The 12,993-nt window shown below is 46.3% G+C and carries 12 protein-coding genes; all 12 read left to right on the top strand.

Features of this window, described 5'->3' with window-relative positions; all coding sequences use genetic code 11:
- The first annotated feature begins 1 nt into the window (after position 1).
- Positions 2-736 (top strand): 1-(5-phosphoribosyl)-5-[(5-phosphoribosylamino)methylideneamino] imidazole-4-carboxamide isomerase, encoded by a 735-nt coding sequence (locus tag ACMN7X_RS12910; protein WP_418747875.1) that lies wholly within the window; start codon positions 2-4, stop codon positions 734-736.
- Complete coding sequence (gene hisIE, locus ACMN7X_RS12905; protein ID WP_418747874.1) at positions 729-1,973, top strand: bifunctional phosphoribosyl-AMP cyclohydrolase/phosphoribosyl-ATP diphosphatase HisIE; 1,245 nt, start codon at positions 729-731, stop codon at positions 1,971-1,973. Before ACMN7X_RS12910 ends, hisIE begins: the two co-directional genes overlap by 8 nt.
- A gap of 160 nt (positions 1,974-2,133) precedes the next feature.
- Positions 2,134-4,740: an alanine--tRNA ligase gene (gene alaS / locus ACMN7X_RS12900; RefSeq protein ID WP_418747916.1), complete on the top strand. Its 2,607-nt coding sequence runs from the start codon at positions 2,134-2,136 to the stop codon at positions 4,738-4,740.
- 14 nt (positions 4,741-4,754) lie between these two features.
- Complete coding sequence (locus tag ACMN7X_RS12895; protein ID WP_418747873.1) at positions 4,755-6,086, top strand: CapA family protein; 1,332 nt, start codon at positions 4,755-4,757, stop codon at positions 6,084-6,086.
- 113 nt (positions 6,087-6,199) lie between these two features.
- Positions 6,200-6,376 (top strand): 30S ribosomal protein S21, encoded by a 177-nt coding sequence (gene rpsU, locus ACMN7X_RS12890; protein ID WP_008400815.1) that lies wholly within the window; start codon positions 6,200-6,202, stop codon positions 6,374-6,376.
- Positions 6,377-6,503: 127 nt separating this feature from the next.
- On the top strand, positions 6,504-6,767 hold the full coding sequence (locus ACMN7X_RS12885) for a YabP/YqfC family sporulation protein (RefSeq protein WP_418747872.1): 264 nt from the start codon (positions 6,504-6,506) through the stop codon (positions 6,765-6,767).
- A gap of 16 nt (positions 6,768-6,783) precedes the next feature.
- Positions 6,784-8,022, top strand: coding sequence for a sporulation protein YqfD (locus ACMN7X_RS12880; RefSeq protein ID WP_418747871.1), 1,239 nt, complete (start codon positions 6,784-6,786; stop codon positions 8,020-8,022).
- Positions 7,997-8,992, top strand: coding sequence for a PhoH family protein (locus ACMN7X_RS12875; protein WP_418747870.1), 996 nt, complete (start codon positions 7,997-7,999; stop codon positions 8,990-8,992). The genes ACMN7X_RS12880 and ACMN7X_RS12875 overlap by 26 nt, the downstream gene beginning before the upstream one ends.
- 6 nt (positions 8,993-8,998) lie before the next feature.
- Positions 8,999-9,499, top strand: a complete 501-nt coding sequence (gene ybeY, locus ACMN7X_RS12870; protein ID WP_418747869.1) for an rRNA maturation RNase YbeY — start codon at positions 8,999-9,001, stop codon at positions 9,497-9,499.
- 28 nt (positions 9,500-9,527) lie between these two features.
- Entirely contained in the window at positions 9,528-10,604 is a 1,077-nt protein-coding gene (locus ACMN7X_RS12865; protein WP_418747868.1) for a DUF3048 domain-containing protein, read from the top strand.
- Between the two features lie 35 nt (positions 10,605-10,639).
- Complete coding sequence (locus ACMN7X_RS12860) at positions 10,640-12,259, top strand: putative polysaccharide biosynthesis protein (protein WP_418747867.1); 1,620 nt, start codon at positions 10,640-10,642, stop codon at positions 12,257-12,259.
- Between the two features lie 56 nt (positions 12,260-12,315).
- Complete coding sequence (locus tag ACMN7X_RS12855; RefSeq protein WP_418747866.1) at positions 12,316-12,906, top strand: hypothetical protein; 591 nt, start codon at positions 12,316-12,318, stop codon at positions 12,904-12,906.
- Positions 12,907-12,993 lie beyond the last annotated feature (87 nt).

The raw sequence follows: 12,993 nt of genomic DNA, 5'->3' as shown, positions 1-12,993 counted from the left end.
TATGCAGTTATACGCAGGTATTCACATTTCAGACGGAAAGTCTGTGAATCCGAATGATCTACATTATCTGAGAGATAATATTCTGACTTTGGATCCGGTAAAGCTGGCTTTGCATTGGCAGGAAATGGGAGCTACCTATCTCCATATCATTGATCTGGATGCGGCGGCTATGGGCTATCCGGTTAATGAGGAAACAATTCGAAATATTTTGGATGTCGTACATATTCCTGTCCAATACGGCGGGGGGCTTCGCTCTATAAAAGATATTGATTCTTTTCTGAATATGGGCGTTTCCAGGGTAATTATCAGTACCCAGGCAATTTATAATCCGAATTTTGTGAAAGAGGCGATTCAGATTTTCGGCCCGGAAAAAATCCTGGTCGGCATTGATGCGGACAAGGGGATGGTTGCCGTTGAAGGACGGGCAAAGGTCAGCACGTTTAATTCTCTGAATCTGGCTCAGCAGGTGGAGAAACTTGGTGTTCGGACCATCGTTTACACGGATGTGGTCTGCGCCAATAGGGTCAAAGGGCCGGACATCGTAAATACGAAGGAGTTGGTGGACCGTACACATCTGGATATTATTTATTCCGGCGGCGTTGCCTCTCTCCAGGATCTGAAAAATATTCGAAATGCAGGCGTGGACGGTGTGATGATCGGCGCCGCATTGTACACAAATAAAATTAAACTGAAGGAAGCAGTGATGCTTTATGAACGAGGTGAGCAAGTTGAGTGATAAACAGATCATAGGCTGTATACGAATCGATAAAGAGCCGGCAACGGCGGAGCAGATTATTCATATGGAAAACACCGGCGCCGACGGTGTCCTGCTGATCGATAATTCAATGCCGGTCGATGAGGAGCGGCTGATCAAGCTGATCAAGGCGGTTGGCGAAAAGTCGGACCTGCCTCTGCTCATTCGCCGTCACTATCAGCGGCTGGAAGATGTGAAAAAAATTCTGTATGCCGGAGATACACGGGCGGTGATGTCCGTTGTATCGGCGGCGGATTTTCATTTGATGGTGGAGGCGAGCGAGCGCTTCGGAAAGGAGAAGATTCTTGCCTGGATACCTGAAAGTCAGCCGGTGACGGATGCTCTGGCCAGTGTTATCCAAAAGAATGGAGCCGGCGCCTGTGTTGTTGAAAATAAGGACGGAGGCGTTTTTGAAGCCTATCATCTGCCGGTGTTTCTGATCCGAAATGTGACGGATGTGGGAGAAATTGCCGGGATTTTAAAGGATGGCGGCGCGGCCGGCATTATTTCTGAAAAATTTTATACTGAAAATACGGATCTGATGAGTTTGAAATATGCGTTGGGCGATATGGGCATCGCCACAAATCGTTTTCAAAGCCGGATTCCTTTCAGTGAGTTTAAGTTGAACAGCGACGGCCTTATTCCGGTTGTCACTCAGGAATATAAAACGGGCAAAGTCCTTATGGTTGCCTATATGAATGAAGAAGCCTTTAATGAGACGATCCGCAGCGGCCGAATGACCTATTGGAGCCGGAGCCGTCAGGAACTCTGGAAAAAAGGAGATACCTCCGGACACTGTCAGTATGTAAAATCTCTGGATATCGATTGTGACCGGGATACGATCCTGGCAAAGGTCGTGCAGATCGGCGCGGCCTGTCACACGGGAAATGAGAGCTGCTTTTTTACCAATCTGGTATCCAAATCTTATGATACGACAAATCCGATGACAATTTTTGATGAGGTCATGCAAACGATTATCCATCGGAAGGAGAATCCGAAGGAAGGCTCTTATACCAATTATCTTTTTGACAAGGGAATAGACAAGATTCTTAAGAAAGTCGGGGAGGAAGCGACGGAGATCGTCATCGCCGCAAAAAATCCGGACAGTGATGAGCTGAAATATGAAATCTGCGATTTCCTTTATCATATGATGGTGCTCATGGCTGAACGGGGTGTGACCTGGAAAGAAATTACAAAAGAACTGGCCGGACGCCACTAAAAAAAGTGATTTGCTATTTACAAAGAATCTAAATAATTTTATAATAGAAAACTGGCAGAGTTTATTTCTGCTGGTTTTCTTTTCGTATAAAAGAATTGAATGAATATACAGGAGGCTGAAACAGGTGAGAAAACAGTATGGTTTGAATGAATTGAGAAGCATGTTTCTCAGTTTCTTCGAGAGCAAGGGACATTTGAAAATGAACAGTTTTTCATTGATCCCTCATAATGACAACAGTTTATTGTTGATTAATTCGGGTATGGCGCCATTAAAGCCTTATTTTACCCGTCAGGAGATTCCGCCGTGTTACCGGGTGACGACCTGTCAGAAATGTATCCGTACCGGTGATATTGAAAATGTAGGCAAAACGGACCGCCATGGAACCTTTTTTGAGATGCTGGGGAATTTTTCCTTTGGCGATTATTTTAAACATGAGGCAATTGCATGGTCATGGGAATTTTTAACTCAGGTCGTAGGCCTTGAGGAAGACCGTCTCTATCCATCGGTATATCTGGATGATGACGAAGCTTTTGAAATCTGGAATAAAGAAATCGGTATTGCGCCGGAGCGCATTTTCCGTTTCGGCAAAGAAGATAATTTCTGGGAGCACGGCGCCGGCCCTTGCGGTCCTTGTTCCGAAATATATTATGACCGCGGTGAAAAATACGGCTGCGGCAAGCCGGGCTGTACGGTCGGCTGTGATTGCGACCGTTATATGGAAATCTGGAACAATGTATTTACCCAGTTTAATAATGACGGTCATGGCAATTATACCACTCTGGAATATAAAAACATTGATACCGGTATGGGGCTGGAACGTCTGGCTTCCGTTGTTCAGGATGTGGATTCCATCTTTGATGTGGATACATTAAAAGCGCTGCGGGAGGAAGTCTGCCGTCTGGCGAACTGTACTTATAAAGAAAATGCGGATAAGGATGTTTCCATCCGTTTGATCACGGATCATATCCGTTCCGTTACATTCATGGTTTCAGATGGTATTATGCCGTCCAATGAAGGCCGGGGCTATGTGCTTCGTCGTCTTCTTCGCCGGGCTGCACGGCATGGCCGTCTCCTCGGTATTGAGGGTAATTTCCTTTCCGGATTGAGCCGTGAAGTGATCGAAGTATCCAAAGGCGGTTATCCGGAGCTGGAAGAGCGTCAGGAGTTTATCACCCGTGTTATTACGGAGGAAGAAGAGAAATTTAATAAAACGATCGATCAGGGTTTGAATATTCTGGCAGAGATGAAAGAAGCGCTCGTGGCCAAAGGAGAAAAAGTCCTTTCCGGCGATGATGCGTTCAAATTATACGATACTTATGGATTCCCTATGGATCTGACAGAAGAAATTCTGGAGGAGGACGGTATCACCATTGATGAAGAAGGTTTCCAGGCAGCTATGACCGAGCAGAAGGAAAAGGCCCGTAAAGCCCGCAAGACGACAAACTATATGGGCGCGGATGTGACCGTATATCAGTCGATCGATGCGGCTGTCACATCAGAGTTTGTCGGCTATGATTATCTGACATTTGAGTCGCCGATCACCGTGCTGACAACCGAGAGTGACGTGGTCGAGGCCCTTGTCGACGGACAGCAGGGAACCATTTTCACAGAGCAGACGCCGTTCTATGCGACAAGCGGCGGCCAGGAGGGTGATAATGGTATTATTTCAATCGGCGACAGCATTTTTGAAGTGAAGGACACGATTAAACTGCAGGGCGGAAAGATCGGCCATGTGGGTATTGTTACGGCCGGCATGTTTAAGGTCGGCGATAAGGTAACGCTGGCAGTGAATGAGGAAAAACGGAATGCGACCCGCAAGAATCACAGCGCCACCCATTTGCTTCAGAAAGCTCTTAAAATTGTTCTCGGCAACCATGTTGAGCAGGCCGGTTCCAGCAATAATGATAAACATCTCCGTTTCGACTTTACTCATTTCTCCGCAATGACGCCGGAGGAGATTAAGCGGGTAGAGGATATCGTAAATGAAGAGATCAGCGCCGGACTTCCTGTACTCACAAAGGTGATGAATATTGAAGACGCGAAAAAGACGGGCGCTATGGCTTTGTTCGGCGAAAAGTACGGCGAAAATGTTCGTGTCGTATCCATGGGTGACTTTTCCAAGGAATTGTGCGGCGGTACTCATGTCGCAAATACAGCGAATATCGCTCTCTTTAAGATCGTATCCGAGGCCGGTGTCGCTGCCGGTGTCCGCCGTATTGAAGCGTTGACCGGACAGGGAGTTATTGAATATTACAATAAAGTGGAAGAGGAATTGAATGCGGCGGTTTCCGCGGCAAAATGTGAGCCTTCTCAGCTTGTGAAACGTATCGAGGCCCTTCAGGATGAAATCAAAGAATTGCATCGTGAGAATGATAAACTGAAAAATCAGATGGCGAAAGATGCCATGGGCGATGTTATGGATAAAGTTGTTGAGGTTGCCGGAGTGAAGCTTCTGGCAGTAAAACTGGATAACGTGGACATGAATGGCCTGCGAAATCTGGGCGACCAGTTAAAAGCAAAACTGGGCGATGGCGTCGTTGCGCTGGCTTCCGCGGTGGACGGCAAGGTCAATCTGATCACCATGGCTACCGATGGCGCGATGGCTAAAGGCGCCCATGCCGGAAATATCATTAAAGCCATTGCCAAGCATGTCGGCGGCGGCGGAGGAGGACGGCCAAATATGGCCCAGGCCGGAGGAAAGAATCCGGCGGGTATTGATGCTGCACTGGAGGATGCTAAAAACGTCCTTGAATCCCAGATTCACTAAATCGGAGAAAAGATATGAAAGATGTAAGACGGCTTCTCTATGTGGTTGTATGCGCAGTTTTCTTTATAGGATTTTATTTGCTTTCGGATTTTTATGCCGGTGAGGCGGTTGGAAAATACGCGGGTGAGATCAGTTCCGGGAACAGCAAGCTGACTTCGAATGAAAAGGTTACGATGGATAGCCTTTCCCTGGAAAATCAGATCGGAGGCTATGTTTCCACGGTTAGCCGGCAGGAGATCCGCCTCTCCTTCCTGGGGGATATCACCTTTGAGGGCGACCAGTTGGACAGGTATTATGATTCCACAGCGGAAAGTTTTGATTTTACCAACAGTTTCAAATACATTACAAAGTATTTAAAAGCTTCCAATTTTGTGGCGGCGGATTTTGAGGCGGTCATGGCCGGCCCGGATGAAGAATATGAGGATGTTTTTGACCAGTATGGAACGGCGGGCTTTCTGTATAATGTTCCGGAGATTGCCGCGGAGAATATGAAAACGGCGGGAATTTCCCTGCTTCAGACAGCAAATGAACATGCCGGCGATTTCGGCATTGACGGTGTGAAATCTACGCTGTCTTATTTGGAGAGTGCCGGCATTAAGTCGGCGGGAACACAGAAATCCGCCAATGATAAGAGATATACCATTGCATCCGTCAGCAGCCTTAAGATCGGTTTTGTGGCGTACACGGACGGATTAAATATGGAGCTGGATGAAGACAATGCCTACGCGGTGAATTCGCTGGATAATTATGATGAAGATAAGATCAAGCAGATGTGCAATGATGTCCGGGCTGCGCGGCGTGACGGTGCGGAGTTTGTTGTCGCCATGGTTTATGCGGGAGAAGTCTATAATACGGAACCGGATGACAGTCAGAGATCACTGTTTAACAGTCTTTTTGAGGCCGGCGCCGATATCGTGATCGGAACAGAGCCGTATGCTCTGCAGCCGATCGAGGTCCGCGATCTGACAGATACGGATGGCACGGCGAAAAAGGGCGTTGCGATTTATTCCCTTGGAACATTTCTGGGCAGCGAAACCTATGGCAGTGCCGGTATCGATAATGATATCGGGGCCATTTTGGACGTGGTTGTGAATAAAGAAGGCAATAAAAAAGCCAAAATATCTGGAATCCGCCTGACTCCGACATGTATTACCTATACGGAGGATGATGTTTTCGTTCTTCCGGCGGCGGAAGTTAAGAGCAATAAGGATAACTTTTCAGATGTGGCGGATGAAACCGTAATGGAGCGGATCAATGCCGCCTGCGATGAAATTATCCCGGGACTTTTGGAAGGAACCGGTTTGGAAGGCAGCTATTCCGGGAATACATATGTGGTAAATTTTTAAAAATGAGGTTGACGAATTTGGAATATATGCTATACTACTAGTAGTGCTATGTGAAAATATACCCACAGTTGTATAGGCACAATACGCAACTGGAGGGAGGTAAGGTGTGAGCTATGTCAAACGTAATCGTTAAAGAAAACGAAACATTGGACAGTGCTTTACGCAGATTCAAAAGAAACTGTGCAAAGGCTGGTATTCAGCAGGAGATTCGTAAGAGAGAACATTACGAAAAACCAAGTGTTAGACGTAAGAAAAAATCAGAAGCTGCTAGAAAGCGCAAATATAAATAATCTTCGGATACCTGGATATAAAAAGCTATAACGTAAGTTATAGCTTTTTTTGCATATACGAACAATGAATCCACGGTATATAAATCCCAAAAGGAACATAGAATGTAGAAAAAAACGGAGAGTCGCCTTGATCGGGGATTGGCTGCAGAATCATCAGATGGTGCCTGAAGAACTAAGCGCGGATATTCCGATTTTATACGCGCTTGGACAGCAGGAAGTGAAAATCCAGAATTATAAGAAAATTCTCCAATACAGTCCAAAAGAAATGATACTCCTTTTTAAGAGCAAACGGCTGGTCATTCAGGGAGACCATTTGGATATTTATTATTTTAATGAGGATGAGATCTGTATTCGGGGACATATTGTTTCGATGAACTATCAAAGTGGATGAAAGGTCGGTGCTGTGAATGGAATGGATATTCCGGTGGCTGCGCAGTTATCTGACATGCCGGCTGAAGGGCGGCGATATGGAACGTTTTTTCAACCTGTGCCGTTATCAGGGCATTGAGTGTTGGGATATGTCCCTGAATGAAGGGGTATGCAGGTGCTGCATGTATCTGGATGATTTTTGGAAAATACGACCCTTTGTGCGGAAGACCAGAGTCAGGGTACGGATTGAAAAACGGCGCGGCCTGGCTTTTTTTATGGCTTTTCTGAGACATCGAAAAGGCCTGTGGATCGGTATGGCCGGCTGTATAGGAATGCTCTGTTTTCTCTCGGCCCACATATGGAAGCTGGAATTCTATGGAAATTCCTATTATACGGATGAACGGCTGACAAAATATCTGGAGACTGCGGAGGGCGTCGGCTTTGGCATTTGGAAATCGAAGGTCGACGGGCCTTTGCTGGAAGAAAATCTTCGGCTGACTTTTCCGGATATATCCTGGGTATCTGTTCGCATGGAAGGAACTTCTCTTTTGGTGTCTCTGGAAGAAATGGTAAAATACGACGCTTCTGAGCAGGAACAGACGCTGCCGCGCTATATATGCGCTTCTCAGGATGGGGAGATCGTATCCATGGTTACCCGCAGCGGCGTCCCTAAAGTCACCATTGGAAATACGATCAGAAAAGGTGAACTGCTTATTGACGGGGTTATGGAAATCCTGGATGATTCACTGACAGTGGCCGAGTCCATACCCGTGGGCGCGGACGGTGATATATGGGCAAAGGTGACCGAAAATTATTCGAAAACCTATCCGGCCGGTCTGGAAAGCCGGAATTACGGCCGGGCATCCTGGAAATTTACCTTTTCAATCGGAAGCCGCAGTGTGAGTTTTGGAAAAAATCCTTATGAGGGCAGCGAAACAGTTTATGACCATATAACCCGGGTTTATGATCGGTGGCCCGGAATTCATATTCAGACGGATGCCTTTCGCCCATATACGAATGTTTCCTCCTGGGAGATGATTTCTGAAATAAAAGAAGAGGCGGAGACGGATTTATCGGATATAATTCATGAATTCGAGGAAAAAGGGGTACAAATTCTAGAAAATAATGTTAAAATATTAGTGTATGAGGACCGGGTGGAAGCTGTCGGGAATTTTGTCCTGATAAAACCTGTCGGCGAGGGTACAGATATTCCTCCGGAAGATACTCAAATTCATGGGATTGGAGAGACAGATGAGTATAACGGAAACGATGATTGACATTCCGGCGGAACATACCCGGAATGTCTTTGGACAGTATGATGTATATATAAAAAAAATAGAACGCACCTTGAATGTCACGGTCATTGTTCGTGACAGCATGATAAAAGTTGTCGGAGAAGCCGGCCATGTTGCCAAAGCCAAAAGCGTATTCTTGAATTTATTGGAACTTTCAAAAAGAGGGGAACCGATCAGCGAACAGAATGTGGATTATGCTTTATCGCTTTCCTTTGATGATAAAGAGTCCTCAATTTTAACTTTAACGCAGGATATGATCTGCCATACGGTCAACGGAAAACCGATCAGGCCGAAAACTCTCGGGCAAAAAGCATATGTCGAACAGATTCGTGATAAGATGATTGTCTTTGGCATTGGGCCTGCCGGTACGGGAAAAACCTATCTGGCCATGGCGATGGCAATCACGGCTTTTAAAAATAATGAGGTCAATCGGATTATTTTGACCCGGCCGGCCATAGAAGCCGGAGAGAAGCTTGGATTTCTTCCGGGGGATCTGCAGAGCAAGATCGATCCATATCTGAGGCCGCTTTACGATGCGCTTTATGAGATCATGGGAGCGGATGCCTATCTTCGGAATATGGAAAAGGGATTGATCGAAGTGGCCCCTTTGGCATATATGCGGGGCCGTACGCTGGATAATTCTTTTATTGTACTGGATGAAGCTCAAAATACGACTCCGGCACAGATGAAGATGTTTTTGACCCGTGTCGGCTTTGGCTCAAAGGTTATTATCACCGGGGATCTGAGTCAAAAGGATTTGCCGTCGGGGCAGAGCTCCGGGCTGGATGTTGCCCTGAAGGTCCTCAAAAATATTGACGATATCGGTATCAGTATGCTTTCCAGCAAGGATGTGGTGCGGCACCCGCTGGTACAGAAGATTGTTAAAGCCTATGATGAATATGAGCGGAGAAACGAAAGGGCCTCCCGTCTGAAAAAGTCGAAAAGGAGTTGATAAATTATGGCAATTCATATAGAATATGAAACAGAGCTTCCATTGGGAATAGATGCGGCGCCGGTTATTGAAAAGGTGATCGATATGGCTTTGGAAGTTCATGAATGTCCTTATGCGGCGGAAGTCAATGTCATTTTGACGGATAATGCGTCTATTGCCGCTATCAATGAAGAATACCGCGATCTGGCAAAGCCGACGGATGTTTTATCCTTCCCTATGATTGCCTATGATACACCGGGGGATTTTTCGATTGTGGAGGAAATGGCCGAGGAGGATTGTTTTGACCCGGATTCGGGAGAACTGATTCTCGGAGATATTATTATTTCCGTGGAAAAGGTCATTGAGCAGGCGGAGGCTTACGGTCATTCCAGAGAAAGAGAACTGGGATTTCTGACAGCTCACAGCATGCTCCATTTGTTTGGCTATGACCATATGGAAGAGAATGAGCGTATCGATATGGAAGAAAAGCAGGAGGCGATCTTGGCGCGCCTCGGATTATATCGGTAAATACATGGGATAAAAAGGAGAGATATCAATGAAAAAAAGAGGAATGATAGCAATACTTGGGTTAAGTATACTGCTCGGCCTGACAGCCTGCGGCGGTAAAAAAGAGACAGCGGCAGAGACTGAAAGCCAGACAGAGACAGCGGAAACCGAAACTGTTAAAGAGACGAAAAAAGAGAAGGCGGAACTTCCGGAAGGCAAGATGTATAGTTATCTGACCGGTGAAGTTGTGGATGAGGCTGTCGGCTCACAGCGTCCTTATGCGATCATGATCAACAACATTCAGGAGGCGATACCTCAGAGCGGCATCAGCCAGGCAGAAATCATGTATGAGTGTTTGGTTGAATCCGGAATTACCCGTTTAATGTGTGAATTCCAGGATATTGAAAATCTGAACAAAGTCGGTTCGATCCGAAGCGCCCGTCATTATTATATGGATCTGGCCCAGGATGATGAGGCGATCTACACCCATTTCGGACAGTCTATTTTTGCGGAAGACCGGATTAATCAGGGGTATCCGACGATCAGCGGCCTGTCCGGGTACAGCGAAGCCGTATTTTATCGTACAAGCGACAGAGATGCGCCGCACAATGTCTATTCCTCAAAGGAAGGACTTTTGGCCGGCCTTGATGCCACAGGCATCAGCCGGGATTATCCGGAAAATTATGAGGGCCGCCTGAACTTTAATGATGAGGATGTTGTGCCTGAAACGGGTGAGACGGCTGAAAAAGTAACCATGCCGTTCCCGATCAACAATCCGTGGTTTGAATATAATGGGGAAGATGGCCTGTATTATCGTTTCCAATATGGGGAGCCGCACATTGATGTGGAGAATAATGAACAGGTTAAATTCAAAAATCTGATCATAGAGTTTGCTGAGAGAAGTGTCATCAGTGATCAGGATCATCAGGATTATAAGTTGATCGGCAGCGGAAACGGTCTGCTTTTTACGGATGGCAAGGCGGTCAAAATTCTCTGGAAACGCGAGACGGAGAGTGACAGGACAGCTTATTATTATGAAGACGGTACTCCGGTTTATCTGAATACCGGAAAATCCTATATTGCTGTAGTACCTTCGGAATTATCGGTCGACTATAGCGCAAAATAGGCGGACCAAAAAAGACATCATGAAAGAGGTGTGCTATGGGCAACAGTAGACAGCGCGCCGGTAAAAAGCTGATCGTACAGGGAAGTATTCTGGCGATCGCAACGATTATCGTGCGCTTAATCGGTATTGTTTACCGAATTCCACTGACAAATATTGTAGGCAATGAGGGTATGGGATATTATGGTTTCGCTTTCGAGGTGTACCAGTTTCTTGTTATCCTTTCAACAAACGCGGTCCCGGTTGCTGTATCCAAACTGACGGCAGCAAGAGTGGCGCGTCGTGAATATAAAAATGCGCAGGCTATATTCCGCTGCTCGATCATTTTTGCGGCCGTTTTGAGCGGAACTTTGGCTTTGTTGACCTTTGTGGGGGCCCGTTGGATCTCCATGGTTATGTTCGGCGGAATCACTGAGGTGGCTCCGGCCCTCCGGGTATTGGCGCCGACAGTGCTTGTCTGCGCTGTTATGGGGGTATTCAGAGGTTATACCCAGGGCCTTGGGAATATGGCGCCGACAGCTTTTTCCCAGGTGGTTGAACAGCTGTTCAATGCCGTTGTCTCTGTGGCCGCGGCAGCGATCCTGATCTCAAGGGGCGCAGCCTTCGGAGCCGCCGGGGGTACGCTGGGTACGTTTATGGGAGCGGTTTCCAGCCTTGTATTTTTATATCTGGTGTATTCTTCATATCGGCCTCAGCTGGCCCGGCGAATGAAGAAGGATCCGACTCAGAAGCTTCTGGAGAACCGGCAGATATATCGGATGATCGGAATGACAATTATTCCGCTGGTGCTGACATCAACGATCTATCAGATCAGCAGCCTTTTGGATTCTGCGCTTTTCAGCAATATTCTGAAGGCGATCGGTTATCAGTCGTCCTTTATCAGTTCTCTGTACGGTATTTATAGTTCAAAATATCAGTTGTTGATCAACCTTCCGCTTGGGATTACCTCCGCATTGACGGTGGCTATGATGCCCGGAATCGCCGGGGCCATTGCTTTAAAACGGCGTGAACAGGTTAAAGATCAGATGGACGTGGCGATACGTCTGACAATGCTGATCGCCATACCTTGCGCGGTGGGCGTGGCGGTTATGGGCGGCCCGATCATGCAGATGTTATTCCGGGATGCAACAACACTTCCGGGGCGTATGCTGATCGTGGGTGCTGTGACGATTATTTTTTACGCACTGTCAACATTGACATCGACAATTTTGCAGGGCAGTAATCATATGCGGATTCCTGTGATCAATGCGGCAATTTCTCTTGCCATTCATATTTTATTTACGGTGGTGCTTCTGGCTTTTGCTGATTTACATATTTTTGCTTTGATTTACGGAAATATCGTGTTCTCCTTCTGTATGTGCGTCTTAAATCTGCGTTCACTGGCAAAAGTAGTCGATTATCAGTTGGATATCGTCAAAATGGCCGGTTCATCCATTGTTGCGTCGGCGATCATGGGGGCAGTGACATTCCTTGTCTATAAAGGCTGTATGTATATTCTTCATTCGAATACAATATCGACTTTGATCGCAATTCTTCTGGCCGTGGTGATTTATGCGCTGCTGATGATCATAACCCATGGTGTGACGGAAGAAGAACTCTATGCATTTCCTAAAGGGGATGCCATTGTAAGATTTTTATATCGGATGCACCTTTTATAGGCCGAAATGAATAAAAACTAAAAAAAGGCAGATACTTTTCTCAAAGGGGTGAAACCATGAAGAGGAAATGTATCTGCTTATTTTTATGGATGCTTGTCATCGCTCTCTCCTATGGCGGCGGATATCTGTGCTTTGCCTGGCCGTTATCGGGGGCACAGGTGGATGAAACACCGGAAGTTCTCCCTGTGACGGCAGGAAAAGAGAATTTTATTTTACCGGAAACCCGCCTTGTGATGGAAACATTAAACTTAAAGACAGGGGAAAAATCCATTGACGAGCGCCCGATGCCGGCTGCGTATCTGGGGCTTGAACGGGAAGAACTTCTGTCGGAATTAAACGATTATATGACAGATCTGCCGTTGAAGGAGCTGGAAGAGGGGCTTGTCAGTTTTGATATTGAATCCTATTCCACCAATAAAGTTGTTCTCAGGAAAACCTATTATCCTGATGAAAATTATCAGAAGTACTACGTCATCTACCGTCAGGGCCGTATTGTCATTTACTATAGTGACAGAAAAACCGTTTTCGAATATCCGGACATCCGTCTCGGCGATTTACCGATCGACCTGCAGTGCGAAATACTTTCCGGAAAAGAGATGAAGGATGAAACGGAACTGTACAGTTTTTTACAAAACTATTCAAGTTAATAGGAAAGTTGATAAAGAAGAGGCTTTTCTGAATCAAGAAAACATGATATCATGATATACGGAGATTTTTCGAATTCAGATTCGGAG

It is taken from the genome of Frisingicoccus sp. (genome assembly GCF_048388605.1).
GTDB lineage: Bacteria > Bacillota > Clostridia > Lachnospirales > Lachnospiraceae > Frisingicoccus.
The sequence above is the reverse complement of the archived record's forward strand: the minus strand, read 5'-3'. Positions and strand labels throughout refer to the sequence as shown.